We start from the raw sequence: 16,503 nt of genomic DNA on the forward strand, positions 1-16,503 counted from the left end.
ATCATACGGGCTTTCCTCCCCCGGCTGGAGCCTGGCAATGGGCCAGTGCTCAGGGCTCCAGGGTCGAGAGGATCTGCAGGGCGATGCGTACTCGTTCCGCGTTCGGGTAGTTGCGGTTGGCCAGGATCACCAGCCCGGTGGCGCGGGCCGGCAACAGCACCACGTAGGCGCCGAAACCATTGGTCGAGCCAGTTTTGTTCAGCAGCAGGTCGCCTTCGGCCGCTTGTGGCGTGGCGAAGCGCTCGACCGCATGCGGGTCCAGGGCCATTTGCGTGGAGTTGCCGTCCTGCAAACGCTGCAGGCTGATGGGGTAGGCGTAGCGCTCCCAGCCCAGGCCCTGGGTCATGTCGCCGACCTGGTAGTAGCCCAGATGGGTGGTGGCGATGGCTTGGCGCAGTGGTGCCGGCAGCCGCGATGGATCGAGATTGGCCTCGACGAAGCGCAGCATGTCGGCGGCCGTGGACTTCACCCCATAGGCCTCGGCATCCAGCGGGCCCGGCTGCACGCGGATCGCCTGCTCGTCGCGGTAGCCCCAGGCGTAGCGCGCCATCTGCGCCGGCGGCACCTGCACATGGCTCTCCATCATGCCCAGCTGCGGGAACAACCGGCCTTCCAGTGCCTGAGTGAAGGGCTCGCCCAGGCTGGCGGCAGCCAGATGGCCGAACAGGCCGATGCTGGGGTTGGAATACAGGCGCTGGCTGCCGGCGGGGTAGGCGGGCTGCCAGGCGCGGTAGTAGTCGAGCATCTGCTGTTCGTTGTGCACGGCATCCGGGAACTGTAGCGGCAGGCCGCCGGGCGTATAGGTGGCCAGGTCGAGCAGGTTGATACGGTCGAAGGCGCTGCCGCGCAGCGCCGGCAGATGTTGGCTGGCCTTGTCGCTTAGGCGCAGCTTGCCCTCGGCCTGCGCATAGGCGCCTAGGGTGGCGCTGAACAGCTTGCTCACCGAGCCCAGCTCGAACAGCGTGTGCTCGTCCACCGCCTGGCCGCTATCGCGGGAGGTGACGCCGTAGTTGAAGAAGTGCCGCTCACCTTTGTGCACGATGGCCACGGCCAGGCCGGGAATCTGGTATTGCTCGATGGCCGGCTGCACTGCGGCGTCGACGGCAACGCGCAGGTCGGCCTGCGCCGCCATGGCCGTCTGGCCGATCAGCAGCAGGGCCAGTGCGGTGGTTTTGAATCGCATGGGGAAATCCTTCAGTTCATCGGCGGCAGCCGGCGCGGCACCGAGGTCTTCTTGACGATGGCGGTATTGGTCTCGGCATAGGCGTTGATGCGGTCGAGCAGCTCGTCCAGCTGCTCCATGGAGCGCACGTTTAGGCGGGCGACGAAACAGTCCTCGCCGGTGATCTTGTCGCATTCGGTGAATTCGGGAATCGACTGGATCTGCCGCTCCACCTCATGCAACTTTCCGGGCAGCGGGCGCACGCGGACGATGGCCTGCAGCTGGTAGCCGAAGTGGCGTGGGTCCACCTCCACCGTGTAGCCCTTGATCACGCCGCGCTCCTCCAGGCGGCGCAGGCGCTCGGCCACGCTGGGCGAGGACAGGCCGCTGATCTGCGCCAGGGCCTTGAGCGAGCGGCGCGAGTCTTCCATCAGGGCGGTGAGCAGAAGCTGGTCGATATCGTCGGTCATGGTGATCACGTTAGGTTATTTCAGGGAAAAGCCTTCGCAATAAAGGCTGCTGTGTGATTTCACCTTAGATTAGCCATGGAGTGGCCGGGCTGGGTAGCCGAATAATGAGCGCACCCCAACCGGAGACTCCGACCATGGACAAGACCCTCAAGCGCGGCTCGCTGGAAATGATCGCGGCGATGCTGATTTCCGGCACCATCGGCTGGTTCGTCCTGGTGTCCGGCCAGTCCGTGGTCGACGTAGTGTTCTGGCGCTGCCTGATCGGCGGCGCCATGTTGCTGCTGGTGTGTGCCGCGCTTGGCCTGCTGCGTCGCGAGCTGCTGAATCGTCGCGTGCTGGTTCTGGCGCTGGTCAGCGGGGTGGCCATAGTCGGCAACTGGTTGCTGCTGTTCGCCTCCTATTCCAAGGCGTCGATCGCCATCAGCACGGCGGTGTACAACGTCCAGCCGTTCATGCTGGTGGGCCTGGCCGCGCTGTTCCTCGGCGAGCGTATCAGCCTGGCCAAGCTGGCGTGGCTGGGCGTGGCCTTCCTCGGCATGCTGGCCATTGTCAGCGCCCATGGCGACACCGGTACCATGGGCGAGAACTACCTGCTGGGTATCGCCCTGGCCCTGGGGGCGGCGCTGCTCTATGCAGTGGCGGCGCTGATCGTCAAACGCCTCTCCGGCACGCCGCCGCACCTGATCGCGCTGGTCCAGCTGCTCACCGGCATCCTGATGCTGGCGCCGCTGGCCAGTTACCAGCTGCCCGAGCAACCAGAAGCCTGGGCCAGCCTGGCGGCGCTGGGCATCCTGCATACCGGGGTGATGTACATGCTGCTGTACAGCGCCATCCAGAAGCTGCCGACGGCGCTGACCGGGGCGTTGTCGTTCATCTATCCGATCGCGGCGATCTTCGTCGACTGGCTGGCTTTCGGTCATCGCCTCAGCCCGCTGCAGTGGCTGGGTGTGGCGGCCATCCTGCTGGCGGCGGCCGGCATGCAGCAGGGCTGGAGCCTGCGCCGGCGCCTGCCGGTAGCCGAGGCGAAGTAGGGCGGCTGGCTAGGCGCGGCGGCGGGCGTCGAAGCGTTCCGCCCACTTGTGTTCGCGGAAGCGCTCGACGATGAAGTCGATGAACACCCGCGTCTTGGCCGGCAGCAGCTTCTGCGCGCTGAAGTAGAGGCTCAGGCTGCCGGTGTCCACATACCAGTCCGGCAGTACCCGCTGCAGGCTGCCGTTCTGCAGATAGGGCAACGCGTGCACGGTGCTGACCAGGGTCACGCCCAGGCCCTGCAGGGCCGCGTGGCAGGCCGCCTCAGGGTCGTTCATGGTCACCCGCCGGGTCATTTCGAAGGTGGCCTGGCGGTCGTCGCGGGTACGTAGCGGCCAGCTGCGCACGCGGCCTGTCTGCGGCGAGCGCAGGAGGATGCCGGCGTGCGGGGTCAGGTCTTCCGGCTGCTCGATGGGCGCGTGGCGGGAGAGATACTCCGGCGAGGCCAGCAGCACCCGGTGGGCTGGCGCCAGTTGCCGGGCAATTGCCCCGGGCGGCAGCTCGAAGCCACCGCCGAGGGCGGCGTCGAAGCCTTCGCCGATCAGGTCCACGGCGCGGTTATCGAAGTGCCAGTCGGGCACTATCGCCGGATAGCGAGCCAGGAAATCGGAGAGGTGCGGCATGATGTAGTCGCGGCCGAAGGCCACGCCCATGCTCACCTTGAGCGTGCCCGCCGGCTGGCCCTGGCTGCTGGCCAGGTTGGCCACTGCGCCCTGGATGCTGGCCAGCCCGCCACTCACTTCCGCCAGAAAACGCTCGCCGGCCTCGGTCAGGGTCAGGCGCCGGGTGCTGCGCAGAAACAGACGCACACCGAGGTTGCTCTCCAGACGGGCCACATTCTTGCCCACCGCCGCGGGTGTCAGGCCCAGGCGCCGTGCGGCCTCGGCGAAGCTGCTGGCCTCCGCCGCGCGGACGAAGCACTCGATGCTGCTGAGGGTTTCCATAGGCTCTCCATAAACCATTGGTATCGACTGAATATAGCGATTGCCAGCTTATCGGTTGTGAGTGGCGGGTGAATACTGGGGCCGTCTTACACACCAACCCCAGTTTCAGGAGATTCAAAAATGAGCACCAACAAAACCCTCGAAGGCAAAGTCGCATTCATCCAAGGTGGTTCCCGCGGCATCGGCGCCGCCATCGCCCAGCGCCTGGCGAAGGAGGGCGCAGCCGTCGCCCTGACCTACGTGTCCTCCGCCGCCGGCGCTCTCGACGTGGTGCAGGCCATCGAAGCCGCCGGTGGTCGCGCCATCGCCATCCAGGCCGACAGCCGCGACGAGCAGGCCATCCGCGCCGCCATCCGCCACACCGTAGAAAGCTTCGGTCGCCTCGACATCCTGGTGAACAACGCCGGCGTGCTGGCCATCGCGCCGATCGAGGAATTCAGCATCGACGACCTGGACCGCACCCTGGATGTGAACGTGCGCAGCGTGGTGATCGCCAGCCAGGAAGCCGCCCGTGTGATGGGCGAGGGCGGGCGCATCATCACCATCGGCAGTACCAACGCCGAGCGCATGCCCTTTGGTGGCGGCTCGGTCTACGCCCTGAGCAAGGCTGCGGTGGCTGGTTTCACCAAGGGCCTGGCGCGTGACCTGGGGCCGCGCGGCATCACCGTCAACAACGTGCAGCCGGGCCCGGTGGATACCGACATGAACCCGGACAACAGCGACTTCGCCGAAGCGCTGAAGCAGACCATGGCGCTGCCGCGCTACGGCAAGGCGGAGGAGATCGCCAGCTTCGTGGCCTACCTGGCCGGCCCGGAAGCGGCCTACATCACCGGCGCCAACCTGACCATCGATGGTGGCTTCTCCGCCTGAGGTAGCCGCAGCCGATACAACAACGCCTGTCGCCTGCGCGACGGGCGTTGTCGTTTGGGAGGGAAAACTCAGTTGTCGCGGGTCAGCACTTCCAGCAACTCAATCTCGAACACCAGGTTGGAATTCGGCGGAATCGCCCCGACCTGGCGCTCGCCATAGCCCAAGTGCGCCGGCACCCATAGCTTGCGCTTGCCGCCGACCTGCATGCCCATCAGGCCCTGGTCCCAGCCCTGGATCACCCGGCGCGTGCCGATCACGCACTGGAACGGCTTGCCGCGCGCATAGGAGGAGTCGAACTCGCTGCCGTCCTCCAGCCAGCCGCGGTACTGGGTGGTGATCAGCGCACCTTTGACGGCGGCCTTGCCGCTGCCGATCTCCAGGTCTTCGATTTTCAGTTCGTCGCTCATTGTTCTGCTCGCGAATGGTTTGGCTGGCGGCGTTTTGTCAGGGATTGCCGCCGTTGGCAAGTGCGCCGCGCGCGAAGTCGATGAAGGCACGTAGCGCTGCGGGCACGTGGCGGCGGCTCGGGTAGTAGAGGTGCAGGCCGGCGTAGTATGGGCACCAGTCGCCGAGCACCTGCACCAGGCGGCCGTCGGCGATCTGCTCGCGGACCATCTCCTCGAATACATAGGCGAGGCCGACGCCCTGCTGCGCCGGCTCGACCATCAGCGCCACGTCGTCCAGGGTCAGCGGACCGTCGACCTCTATCTCCAGGGCGATGCCGCCGCGCTCGAACTCCCAGCGATAGAAGTTGCCGCCGGGGAAACGGTGGCGGATGCAGGGCAGGCCGTGCAGGTCCTCGGGCTTCTGCGGGGCGGGATGGCGCTCGAACAGCGCAGGGGCGCCGACCACCACCGAGCGCATGCGCGGGCCGATGGGCAGCGAGACCATGTCCGCCTCCAGGCGCTCGCCGAAGCGCACGCCGGCGTCGAAGCCGGCGGAAACGACGTCGACCAGGCCGTCGTCGGCCACCAGTTCCAGGCGCACGTCGGGGTAGGCGGCGAGGAAGCGCCCCACCAGCGGCAGTAGCACCAACTGGATAGCGGCGCGCCCGGCATTGATGCGCAGGCTGCCGGAGGGTTTGTCGCGGAAATTGTTGAGGTCTTCCAGGGCGTCGGCGATATCGCGGAAGGCCGGCCGTACTCGTGCCTGCAGGCGCTCGCCGGCTTCGGTGAGTGCCACGCTGCGCGTGGTGCGGTTGAACAGGCGCACGCCCAGGCGCTCCTCCAGGCCGCGCAGGGCATGGCTCAGCGCCGAGGGCGTGAGGCCCAGATCGACCGCGGCGCGGGCGAAGCTGAGGTGCTGGGCGATGGCCAGGAAGATCGCCAGGTCGGTGGGCGAGACGTTTTTCATTGATGAGAATTGCTCAGTAAGTCATGCAATTTTATTGGGATTATCACATCAGTACCCCAGCCCTAGAGTGTCGTCAACGGCCCGCGTGGTGCGGGACGACATCCGAGGAATTCGATATGCGTACCTGGCTGATTACTGGAGCTTCCCGTGGTTTCGGCGCACTGATCGCCGAACAGGCCCTCAACGCCGGCGATGCCGTCATCGCCACCGCCCGCAAGCCCGCCGACGTCACCGCCCGCCTGGGCGAGCATCCCAACCTGCTGGTCGTGCGCCTGGACGTGACCCGCGAGGAGGAGGCCCACGAGGCCGTCGCCGCGGGCATCGCCCGCTTCGGCCGCATCGACGTGCTGGTCAACAACGCCGGCTTCGGTGTGCTCGGCGCGGTGGAGGAAACCAGCGCGGCGGAGACCGAGCGCCTGTTCGCCACCAACGTGTTCGGCGTGCTCAACGTCACTCGCGCCGTGCTGCCGCACATGCGCCGCCAGCGCTCCGGGCATGTCATCAACATCTCATCGCTCGGTGGCTACCAGGCCTACATGGGCTGGGGCGTGTACGGCTCCACCAAGTTCGCCGTGGAAGGCATCAGCGAGGCGCTGCAGCAGGAAGTAGCGCCGCTCGGCATCCACGTCACCGTGGTCGAGCCAGGTTTCTTCCGCACCGACTTCCTCGACGAGCAGTCGCTGGTGAAGACCGCGCTGGAGTTGGCCGACTACGACGAGACGGTCGGCGCCATGCGCAAGTTCGCCCACGCGGCCAACCATGCCCAACCAGGTGACCCGGCCAAGTTCGCCGAGGCCCTGCTGGCGCTGGCCAACGCCGAGCAACCGCCGCTGCGCTTGCCGCTGGGCAGCGATGCGCTGGCGCGCATCGAGCAGAAGCATGCGCAGGTCGAGGTTGAACTGCAGGCCTGGCGTGCACTGGCCATGTCCACCGACTTCCCGGCCTGAGTCGCCCGAGGCAGAGCAGCCGCGCCCCCGCGCGGCTGTTTCGTTGTGCCAGCCTGCGCCCATTGGTCCACTTGTACGATCACCCGGTTATTGGCTAGGGTGCATGCCCTACCGCAGCAGTCGCTCATGGATGGCAGTTGGTTATGACGCGTGCGCAAACCCCTTCGATGCTCGATGCCCACGGCGATCCGCTGGAGCGGCGCCTGCAGTCGCAACGCCTGATGCAGATCGCCAATGTGCTGGCCGTAATGCTGCTGGTCATCGGTGCGCAGACGGTGCTGGCGGCTGACTGGCTGAACGCGGGCCTGGTGCTGGCTGCATTGCTGCTGGTGCTGGCCGGACGGCAGCTGAACCTGCGGGGCAGGGTGGGGCTGTCGGTGGCGCTGGTGCTCTGCGTGCTGACGGCTCTGGTGAGCACTTCACTGTGGTTCAGCCAGGGGCTCTACAGCGGCGCGGTGCTGTGTTTCCCGGCGATATTGATCGTGGCCGGGATGGTCGCCTCGCGGGCCCTGTTCGTCGGCCTGCTGCTGAGCATCCTCGGCGTGGTGGCCTTCCTCACCTACGCCTCTCTCAGTGGACTGCAGCAATTCGAGCCGTTGCCGCTGGGCATCGGGCGTATGGTCAACATCAGCTGCATTCTGCTGACCAGCGCCGCCGCGGTGTGGTTGCTGGCCAGTGATCTGCGCAGGACTCTGCTGCGCCTGCAGCACGAGATCCTCCGCGTACGCGAGTCGCAGGCCAGTCTCAGTCATCTGGCTCAGCACGATCCTCTGACCAACCTGCCCAATCGCCTGCTGGCCCGTGACCGCGCCGAACAGGCCATGGCCTGGGCGCGAAGCGACGGCCGGCAGGTGGCGCTGGTGTTTCTCGACCTGGACAACTTCAAGACCATCAACGAGTCCCTGGGTCATGCGGCGGGCGACGAGTTGCTGCAGGAAGTGGCGCTGCGCCTGCGGGGCGCGTTGCGCGACGTCGATACGCTGAGCCGCCAGGGCGGCGACGAATTCCTTCTGGTGCTGACCGATGTCGCCGAGCTGGCGACGGTTTCCCACCTGGTTGCCAGGCTGCAGCAGCGCATGGTCGAGCCCTTCGAGCTGCGTGGCATGCGCATCGTGTCCTCGTTGTCGGTGGGTGTCTCGGTGTTTCCTCAGGACGGCGACGATTTCGCGACCCTGCTCAAGCATGCCGAGACGGCCATGTATCAGGCCAAGGCGGCCGGGCGCAGCGTTTGTCGTTTCTTCGATGCGCGGATGAACGCCGATGCGCGGGCCAGCCTGGAGCTGGAGCAGGATCTGCGCCGGGCTTTGCTGTGCCGGGAATTCGAGCTGCACTACCAGCCGGTGATCGATCTGCAGAGCGCGCGTCTGCTCGCGGTGGAGGCGCTGCTGCGCTGGCGCCATCCTGAGCAGGGCCTGCTCGGGCCGGATCGCTTCATTCCACTGGCCGAGCAGTCGGGGCTGATTGTCGAGCTCGGCGCCTGGGTGCTGGACGAGGCGTGCCGGCAGGCCAGCCTGTGGCAGGCGGCAGGTCTGCCGCGCTTTGCGGTGGCGGTGAACCTGTCGGCCGTGCAGTTCCGCCGTGGCGAGCCGGAAGCGCTGGTGCGCGAGGCGCTGCGCCGCTATGCCTTGCCCCCTTCGTGCCTGGAGCTGGAGCTGACCGAGTCGACGCTGCTCGAGGACTGCCGGCATCTGGAGAGCCTCAAGGCCCTGGGTGTACGCCTGGCCATCGACGACTTCGGCACCGGCTACTCCAGCCTTTCCTACCTGCAGCGCTTTCAGGTGGACAAGCTGAAGATCGACCAGTCATTCGTGCGTGATCTGGCCGGCAATCCGCAGAATCAGGCGATAGTCGCCGCCATCGTGCAGATGGCACGCGCCCTGGGGCTGCACACGGTGGCCGAGGGTATCGAGGATGACGCCACCTGCCGCCGACTGATCGAGCTGGGCTGCGATCAGGGCCAGGGCTACTGGTTTGCCAGGCCCATGCCGGCGGCCGATCTGGAGGCATTCGTGTTGCGCCAGCGCGCGCCGGCCTAGGCCGACAAACAAAAACGGCGCCTATGGGCGCCGTTTTTCATGCTTCCGCGCAGGCTCAGGCGTGCAGGTGCTCGGCCGCGTAGAGGGTGTTCTCCAGCAGGCAGGCGCGGGTCATCGGGCCGACGCCGCCCGGTACCGGGGTAATCCAGCCGGCGCGCTCGGCGGCTGCGTCGTACTCGACGTCGCCAACCAGTCGGCCGTCGGCCTGACGGTTGATGCCCACGTCGATGACGATGGCGCCCGGCTTGATCCATTCACCCTTGACCAGGCCAGTCTTGCCCGCGGCCGCGACCACGATGTCGGCCTGTGCCACGTGGCCTGCCAGGTCCTTGGTGAAGCGGTGGGTCACGGTCACGGTGCAGCCGGCTAGCAGCAGCTCCAGTGCCATCGGCCGGCCGACGATATTGGAGGCGCCGACGATCACGGCGTGCTGACCGTGCAGGTCGACCCCAGTGCTTTCCAGCAGGGTCATGATGCCTTTCGGTGTGCAGGAGCGCAGCAGCGGCATGCGCTGGGACAGGCGGCCGACGTTGAACGGGTGGAAACCGTCGACGTCCTTGTCCGGGCTGATGCGTTCGAGCAGCTGCGAGGCGTCCAGGTGGGCGGGCAGGGGCAGTTGCACCAGGATGCCGTCGATGGCGTTGTCGCGGTTGAGCTGGTCGATCAGTCCCAGCAGCTCGCCCTGGGTAGTAGTAGCGGGCAGGTCATGGGCGACGGAAACGAAGCCGACTTCCTCGCAGTCCTTGCGCTTGTGCGAGACGTATACCTGGGACGCCGGGTCGCTGCCGACCAGGATCACGGCCAGGCCGGGAGCACGCAGGCCCTGCTGGCGGCGCTCGGCGACACGTTTGGCGATATCCTGGCGGAGGTTGGCGGCGATGGATTTACCGTCGATCAGTTTTGCGGTCATGACGCGTGCTTAACCATGAGGAAGGGTGGAAAAAAGATCGCGCATTCTCGCATGGGTGGCCGGTGGGGCAAAGGCGCAAGCGCAGCGCTTTCCTGTAACTCCTTTATCCAACAGGATTTTTTTCATTTTCGTGTTGACGCTTGCGAATCCCCTCTATAAGATTCGCCCCGCTTGTCGAGCACAGCCAGCCGCTGGGTAAGATGGCAACGACCGGTAGCGGTTGGAGCTGTAGCTTTAGAGTCTGTTCTGCAGATGATTAAGCGCCCGTAGCTCAGCTGGATAGAGCATCCGCCTTCTAAGCGGATGGTCGCAGGTTCGAGTCCTGCCGGGTGCGCCATTGGCGGATCAGGCACAAGCAATGCAATATGGTGGGCGTAGCTCAGTTGGTAGAGCACAGGATTGTGGCTCCTGGTGTCGTGGGTTCGATTCCCATCGTCCACCCCATATTCGAGAAAACGCCAGGCCCAAAGCCTGGCGTTTTCGTTTCAAGCGTTACCACGCGGACGTGGTGAAATTGGTAGACACACCAGATTTAGGTTCTGGCGCCGCAAGGTGTGAGAGTTCGAGTCTCTCCGTCCGCACCATCTTTCTTTGTAATCCCTCCTTATATATCCCGCCGTTTCTTGCTCGTTTTGTGCAGGTGACTTCTGCTATTCGAGCCACTAGAATGCTCGCCTTTGATTCTGGGGCCGGAACGCCCGGCTTATGTCTGTGCAACGAGGAATATCCATGCAAGTTTCTGTTGAAAGCACCTCCGCTCTCGAGCGCCGCATGACCATCGGCGTGCCGGCCGAGCGCATCGAGACCGAAGTGACCAAGCGCCTGCAGCAGACTGCCCGCCGCGCCAAGGTACCGGGCTTCCGTCCCGGCAAGGTGCCGATGAACGTCATTCGTCAGCGTTACGAAGACACTGCCCGTCAGGAAGCCCTGGGCGACCTGATCCAGGCCACCTTCTACGAGGCCATCGTCGAGCAGAAACTGAACCCGGCTGGCGCTCCGTCCGTCGAGCCTAAAGCCTTCGAGAAAGGCAAGGACCTCGAGTACGTCGCTACTTTCGAAGTGTTCCCGGAAATCCAGCTGGCTGGTTTCGATGGCATTGCCATCGAGCGCCTGCAGGCTGACGTGAACGACGCCGACGTCGACAACATGCTGGACATCCTGCGTAAGCAGAACACCCGCTTCGAGGCCGTAGAGCGTGCCGCCGAAAACGGCGACCAGCTGAACATCGACTTCGTCGGCAAGATCGACGGCGAAGCCTTCGCTGGCGGCACCGCCAAAGGCACCCCGCTGGTACTGGGCTCCGGCCGCATGATCCCGGGCTTCGAAGATGCTCTGGTTGGCGTCAAGGCTGGCGAAGAGCGAGTGATCAACCCGACTTTCCCGGCTGATTACCAGAACCTGGACCTGGCCGGTAAGACCGCCGAGTTCACCGTGACCGTCAACAGCGTTTCCGCGCCGCAACTGCCGGAGCTGAACGACGATTTCTTCGCCCTGTTCGGTATTAAGGAAGGCGGTCTGGAAGGCTTCCGCACCGAAGTTCGCAAGAACATGGAGCGCGAGCTGCGTCAGGCCATCAAGTCCAAGGTCAAGAACCAAGTAATGGAAGGCCTGCTGGCCGCCAACCCGGTCGAAGTGCCGAAGGCCCTGATCGGTAACGAAGTGAACCGTCTGCGCGTACAGGCCGTTCAGCAGTTCGGCGGCAACATCAAGCCTGACCAGCTGCCGGCTGAGCTGTTCGAAGAACAAGCTAAGCGCCGCGTAGTGCTGGGTCTGATCGTTGCTGAAGTGGTCAAGCAGAGCGAGCTGAAGGCTGACGAAGCCCGCGTTCGCGAGCTGATCGAGGAAATGGCTTCTGCTTATCAAGAGCCGCAGCAGGTTGTGGCCTGGTACTACAAGAACGACCAGCAACTGAACGAAGTGCGTTCGGTTGTACTGGAAGAACAAGTTGTAGATACTGTTCTGCAGAAGGCCAAAGTGACCGATAAAGCGGTCTCCTACGAAGAAGCGGTCAAGCCGGCGGAAGCCCCGCAAGCAGCCTGATCCCTCGCCTCGTTCGAGCACAACCATAAGCCAGCCTTCGTGCTGGCTTATGCGTCTTTAGAGACATGACTATTAGGGAGAGATCGCTAGACATGTCGCACAACTCTTTCATGAACACCATGCCTGACATCCAAGCCGCCGGTGGCCTCGTGCCGATGGTGATCGAGCAGTCCGCCCGTGGCGAGCGCGCCTACGACATCTACTCGCGCCTGTTGAAGGAGCGCGTGATCTTCCTGGTCGGCCAGGTTGAGGACTACATGGCCAACCTGGTCGTGGCTCAGTTGTTGTTCCTCGAAGCCGAGAACCCGGACAAGGACATCCACCTGTACATCAACTCGCCGGGCGGTTCGGTGACTGCCGGCATGTCGATCTACGACACCATGCAGTTCATCAAGCCTGACGTGTCCACCATCTGCATCGGCCAGGCCTGCAGCATGGGTGCGCTGCTGTTGGCTGGCGGCGCTGCTGGCAAGCGTTACTGCCTGCCGCATTCGCGCATGATGATTCACCAACCGCTGGGTGGCTTCCAGGGCCAGGCTTCGGATATTGAGATCCATGCCCGTGAAATCCTCACGATCCGCGAGCGCCTGAACAAGATCCTGGCTGACCATTGCAAGCAGCCGATCGACGTGATCGCCAAGGACACCGATCGCGACAACTTCATGAGCGGCGACGAGGCGGTCAAATATGGCCTCATCGATCAGGTTCTGAGTAAGCGTCAGCTGGCAGTCTGATCCGCGCTGCTGCGTAACGGCCGGGGCAATCCGGCCGTCCCGCAGGGTTGAAAATGCCCGCAATTGCCTTCATCTTGTGTTTCATGCCTACCGTATTGGATCGATCTAATGACTGACACCCGCAACGGCGAGGATAACGGCAAGCTTCTTTATTGCTCCTTCTGCGGCAAAAGCCAGCACGAAGTGCGCAAGCTGATCGCCGGTCCCTCGGTCTTTATCTGCGACGAGTGCGTCGACCTGTGCAATGACATCATCCGCGAGGAGGTGCAGGAAGCCCAGGCCGAGAGCAGCGCGCACAAGTTGCCTGCGCCCAAAGAAATCAGCGGCATTCTGGATCAGTATGTGATCGGTCAAGAGCGTGCCAAGAAGGTGCTCTCCGTCGCCGTATACAACCACTACAAGCGTCTGAATCAGCGCGACAAGAAAGATGATGTCGAACTGGGTAAGAGCAACATCCTGCTGATCGGTCCTACCGGTTCGGGCAAGACTCTGCTGGCCGAGACCCTGGCTCGCCTGCTGAATGTACCGTTCACTATCGCCGATGCCACCACCCTGACCGAAGCCGGTTACGTGGGTGAGGACGTCGAGAACATCATTCAGAAGCTGCTGCAGAAGTGCGACTACGACGTAGAGAAGGCCCAGATGGGCATCGTCTACATCGACGAGATCGACAAGATCTCGCGCAAGTCGGACAACCCGTCCATCACCCGCGACGTCTCGGGCGAAGGCGTGCAGCAAGCTCTGCTGAAGCTGATCGAGGGCACTGTCGCCTCGGTTCCGCCGCAGGGTGGCCGCAAGCACCCGCAGCAGGAGTTCCTGCAGGTCGATACCCGCAACATCCTGTTCATCTGCGGTGGCGCATTCGCCGGTCTGGAGAAGGTCATTCAGGCCCGTTCCACCAAGGGCGGTATCGGCTTCAACGCCGAAGTGCGCAGCCCGGACCTGGGCAAGAAGGTTGGCGAGGCGCTGCGTGAGGTCGAGCCGGATGATCTGGTGAAGTTCGGTCTTATTCCGGAATTCGTCGGTCGTCTGCCGGTCATCGCCACGCTCGACGAGTTGGACGAGGCTGCACTGATGCAGATCCTCACCGAGCCGAAGAACGCCCTGACCAAGCAATACGCCAAGCTGTTCGAGATGGAAGGCGTTGACTTGGAGTTCCGTGCCGACGCGCTGAAGGCCGTGGCTCATCGCGCTCTGGAGCGCAAGACCGGTGCTCGTGGCCTGCGTTCTATCCTCGAAGGCGTGCTGCTCGACACCATGTACGAGATCCCCTCGCAGAGCGATGTCAGCAAGGTGGTGATCGACGAAAGCGTGATCGAGGGCTCTTCCAAGCCGCTGCTGATCTACGAAAACAGCGAGCCGCCAGCCAAGGCTGCACCAGACGCCTGACGTCTAACGCTGAAACAAAGGGCCCTGCGGGGCCCTTTGCTTTTCCGCCTTTCTCGCTTGTTTTTTCCTAGGGGTGGCCCCATCTTAGGGTCAAGGGTACCCCCGTCCGATTACGGCCTAATGGCCGCCGTAGAGCTGAAATCATGAAGACAACCATCGAATTGCCTCTCTTGCCGCTGCGTGATGTCGTGGTCTATCCACACATGGTCATCCCGCTGTTCGTCGGTCGCGAGAAGTCCATCGAGGCCCTGGAGGCCGCAATGGGCGGCGACAAGCAGATTCTCCTGCTGGCGCAGCGCAACCCGGCAGACGATGATCCGGGCGAAGACGCGTTGTACCGCATGGGCACCGTGGCCACCGTACTGCAGCTACTCAAGCTACCCGATGGCACCGTGAAGGTGCTGGTGGAAGGCGAGCAGCGCGGCGCGGTGCAGAAGTTCATCGAGGTTGACGGCCATTGCCGTGCCGAGGTGCAGCTGCTCGACGAGAGTGAAGTTGCCGAGCGCGAGTCCGAGGTCTTTACTCGCAGCCTGCTCAGTCAGTTCGAGCAGTATGTGCAGCTGGGCAAGAAGGTGCCGGCCGAGGTGTTGTCCTCGCTAAACAGCATTGATGAGCCGGCACGCCTGGTCGACACCATGGCCGCGCATATGGTGTTGAAGATCGAGCAGAAGCAGGAAATCCTCGAGATCACCAGCCTGGCCGAACGTGTCGAGCACGTACTGGCGCTGCTGGATGCGGAAATCGACCTGCTGCAGGTCGAGAAGCGCATTCGTGGCCGGGTCAAGAAGCAGATGGAGAAAAGCCAGCGCGAGTACTACCTGAATGAGCAGATGAAGGCTATTCAGAAGGAACTGGGCGACATCGACGAAGGCCACAACGAGATCGACGAGCTGAAGAAGCGCATCGAGAACGCCGGCCTGACCAAGGAGGCTCACGCCAAGGCCAATGCCGAGCTGAACAAGCTCAAGCAGATGTCGCCGATGTCTGCCGAGGCCACCGTGGTGCGCTCCTACATCGATTGGCTGACCAATGTGCCGTGGAAGGCCGAGAGCAAGGTGCGCCTGGATCTGGCCAAGGCCGAGGACATCCTCGAGGCCGATCACTTCGGCCTGGAAGAGGTCAAGGAGCGCATTCTCGAGTACCTCGCCGTGCAGAAGCGGGTGAAGAAACTCAAGGGACCGGTACTTTGCCTGGTCGGTCCGCCCGGCGTGGGCAAGACCTCCCTGGCCGAGTCCATCGCTCGTGCCACCAACCGCAAATTCGTGCGCATGGCCCTGGGCGGCGTGCGTGACGAGGCTGAGATCCGTGGTCACCGTCGTACCTATATCGGTTCCATGCCGGGTCGCCTGATCCAGAAGCTGACCAAAGTCGGCGTGCGCAACCCGCTGTTCCTGCTCGACGAGATCGACAAGATGGGCAGCGACATGCGTGGCGACCCTGCCTCGGCGCTACTCGAGGTGCTGGACCCGGAACAGAACCACAACTTCAACGACCACTACCTGGAGGTCGATTACGACCTCTCGGACGTGATGTTCATCTGCACCGCCAACTCGATGAATATTCCCGGCCCGCTGCTGGACCGTATGGAAGTCATCCGTCTACCGGGCTACACCGAGGACGAGAAGGTCAACATCGCCATCAAGTACCTCACGCCCAAGCAGGTGCAGGCCAACGGTCTGAAGAAGGGCGAGCTGGAATTCGAAGAAGCGGCGATCCGCGACATAATTCGTTACTACACCCGTGAGGCCGGCGTGCGTAGCCTGGAGCGGCAGATTTCCAAGGTCTGCCGCAAGGCGGTGAAGGAGCATGCCAAGGAGAAGCGCATCAAGGTGCAGGTCACTTCGGATTCGCTTGAGCACTACCTGGGCGTGCGCCGCTATCGTCATGGTCTGGCCGAGCAGCAGGATCAGATCGGTCAGGTTACCGGCCTGGCGTGGACGCAGGTCGGTGGCGAGTTGCTGACCATCGAGACCGCCGTGGTGCCGGGCAAGGGGCAGCTGATCAAGACCGGTTCGCTCGGTGATGTGATGGCCGAGTCCATGACCGCCGCGCTGACCGTGGTGCGTAGCCGCTCGAAGAGCCTGGGTATCCCGCAGGACTTCCACGAGAAGCGCGACGTGCACATCCATATGCCCGAAGGTGCTACGCCGAAGGACGGTCCGAGCGCCGGTATCGGCTTGTGCACCGCTCTGGTCTCGGCGCTGACGCAGATCCCGGTGCGTGCCGATGTAGCCATGACCGGCGAGATCACCCTGCGTGGTCAGGTGCTGGCCATCGGTGGCCTGAAAGAAAAACTCCTGGCCGCTCACCGCGGTGGAATCAAGACCGTGATCATCCCGGAAGAGAATGTCCGTGATCTCAAGGAAATTCCGGAAAATATTAAGCAGGACCTGACCATTAAGCCGGTTAAATGGATTGACGAGGTCCTGCAAATTGCGCTGCAATACGCCCCGGAGCCCTTGCCCGATGCGGCTCCCGAGATGGTTGCAAAGGATGACTCGCGCGAGTCTGATTCCAAGGAGCGAATCAGCACGCATTAGCCGGAGGGCTTCCTTGACACTATTTTCGAGCCCTTGTTATAAAGCGGCTCCTATGTGTCGGCAGGCCCTTTCAGCACCC

At 63.7% G+C, this 16,503-nt stretch carries 14 protein-coding genes and 3 tRNA genes; 11 read left to right on the forward strand and 6 right to left on the reverse strand.

All coding sequences use genetic code 11. From position 1 onward, the window contains the following. Positions 1-49: 49 nt before the first annotated feature. Both ampC and IP89_RS00105 read right to left on the reverse strand, forming a co-directional pair. Positions 50-1,183 carry a class C beta-lactamase gene (gene ampC / locus IP89_RS00100; RefSeq protein ID WP_043306854.1) on the reverse strand — a complete coding sequence of 378 codons (1,134 nt, stop codon included), beginning with the start codon at positions 1,181-1,183 and terminating at the stop codon, positions 50-52. Between the two features lie 11 nt (positions 1,184-1,194). Further along, a complete protein-coding gene (locus IP89_RS00105) occupies positions 1,195-1,632 on the reverse strand; it encodes an Lrp/AsnC family transcriptional regulator (RefSeq protein WP_043306885.1) in 438 nt (145 codons plus the stop codon). Positions 1,633-1,766: 134 nt separating this feature from the next. On the opposite strand from IP89_RS00105, the gene IP89_RS00110 reads away from it, so the two are divergent. Continuing rightward, positions 1,767-2,663, forward strand: a complete 897-nt coding sequence (locus IP89_RS00110; RefSeq protein ID WP_043306855.1) for a DMT family transporter — start codon at positions 1,767-1,769, stop codon at positions 2,661-2,663. A gap of 9 nt (positions 2,664-2,672) precedes the next feature. On the opposite strand, the gene IP89_RS00115 is transcribed toward IP89_RS00110, so the two are convergent. Next, a complete protein-coding gene (locus IP89_RS00115; protein ID WP_043306856.1) occupies positions 2,673-3,605 on the reverse strand; it encodes a LysR family transcriptional regulator in 933 nt (310 codons plus the stop codon). 120 nt (positions 3,606-3,725) lie between these two features. Between IP89_RS00115 and IP89_RS00120 the strand changes: the two genes are divergently transcribed. Then, entirely contained in the window at positions 3,726-4,475 is a 750-nt protein-coding gene (locus IP89_RS00120) for a 3-oxoacyl-ACP reductase family protein (RefSeq protein WP_043306857.1), read from the forward strand. Positions 4,476-4,543: 68 nt separating this feature from the next. Here the strand turns inward: IP89_RS00120 and IP89_RS00125 are convergent, their stop codons facing one another. Both IP89_RS00125 and IP89_RS00130 read right to left on the reverse strand, forming a co-directional pair. Then, entirely contained in the window at positions 4,544-4,882 is a 339-nt protein-coding gene (locus IP89_RS00125) for an FKBP-type peptidyl-prolyl cis-trans isomerase (RefSeq protein WP_043306858.1), read from the reverse strand. A 37-nt stretch (positions 4,883-4,919) separates the two neighbouring features. Beyond that, positions 4,920-5,828 (reverse strand): LysR family transcriptional regulator, encoded by a 909-nt coding sequence (locus tag IP89_RS00130; RefSeq protein ID WP_043306859.1) that lies wholly within the window; start codon positions 5,826-5,828, stop codon positions 4,920-4,922. Positions 5,829-5,944: 116 nt separating this feature from the next. Here IP89_RS00130 and IP89_RS00135 point away from each other — a divergent pair, with 116 nt between their 5' ends. Together IP89_RS00135 and IP89_RS00140 are read left to right on the forward strand one after the other, a co-directional pair. After that, positions 5,945-6,775 (forward strand): oxidoreductase, encoded by an 831-nt coding sequence (locus IP89_RS00135; protein WP_043306860.1) that lies wholly within the window; start codon positions 5,945-5,947, stop codon positions 6,773-6,775. A gap of 143 nt (positions 6,776-6,918) precedes the next feature. Then, positions 6,919-8,811, forward strand: coding sequence for a bifunctional diguanylate cyclase/phosphodiesterase (locus IP89_RS00140; protein ID WP_043306861.1), 1,893 nt, complete (start codon positions 6,919-6,921; stop codon positions 8,809-8,811). A gap of 55 nt (positions 8,812-8,866) precedes the next feature. Here IP89_RS00140 and folD read toward each other — a convergent pair whose 3' ends face one another. Further along, positions 8,867-9,721 carry a bifunctional methylenetetrahydrofolate dehydrogenase/methenyltetrahydrofolate cyclohydrolase FolD gene (gene folD, locus IP89_RS00145; RefSeq protein WP_043306862.1) on the reverse strand — a complete coding sequence of 285 codons (855 nt, stop codon included), beginning with the start codon at positions 9,719-9,721 and terminating at the stop codon, positions 8,867-8,869. A gap of 260 nt (positions 9,722-9,981) precedes the next feature. On the opposite strand from folD, the gene IP89_RS00150 reads away from it, so the two are divergent. The 7 genes from IP89_RS00150 to lon all read left to right on the forward strand — a co-directional run bounded on the left by IP89_RS00150 (position 9,982) and on the right by lon (position 16,424). After that, positions 9,982-10,058 (forward strand) — tRNA-Arg (locus IP89_RS00150). Positions 10,059-10,089: 31 nt separating this feature from the next. Then, positions 10,090-10,165, forward strand: a tRNA-His gene (locus IP89_RS00155). A 55-nt stretch (positions 10,166-10,220) separates the two neighbouring features. After that, a tRNA-Leu gene (locus IP89_RS00160) sits at positions 10,221-10,305 on the forward strand. Positions 10,306-10,450: 145 nt separating this feature from the next. After that, complete coding sequence (tig, locus tag IP89_RS00165; protein ID WP_043306863.1) at positions 10,451-11,761, forward strand: trigger factor; 1,311 nt, start codon at positions 10,451-10,453, stop codon at positions 11,759-11,761. Positions 11,762-11,853: 92 nt separating this feature from the next. Further along, the gene (gene clpP / locus IP89_RS00170; protein WP_043306864.1) at positions 11,854-12,495 is read left to right on the forward strand and encodes an ATP-dependent Clp endopeptidase proteolytic subunit ClpP; all 642 of its coding nucleotides are present in this window, start codon (positions 11,854-11,856) and stop codon (positions 12,493-12,495) included. A 108-nt stretch (positions 12,496-12,603) separates the two neighbouring features. Beyond that, positions 12,604-13,884 (forward strand): ATP-dependent Clp protease ATP-binding subunit ClpX, encoded by a 1,281-nt coding sequence (gene clpX / locus IP89_RS00175; RefSeq protein WP_043306865.1) that lies wholly within the window; start codon positions 12,604-12,606, stop codon positions 13,882-13,884. Between the two features lie 143 nt (positions 13,885-14,027). Then, positions 14,028-16,424, forward strand: a complete 2,397-nt coding sequence (lon, locus tag IP89_RS00180; RefSeq protein ID WP_043306866.1) for an endopeptidase La — start codon at positions 14,028-14,030, stop codon at positions 16,422-16,424. Positions 16,425-16,503 lie beyond the last annotated feature (79 nt).

The sequence above is a fragment of the Pseudomonas sp. ML96 genome, from assembly GCF_000761545.1.
Classification (GTDB): Bacteria; Pseudomonadota; Gammaproteobacteria; order Pseudomonadales; family Pseudomonadaceae; genus Aquipseudomonas.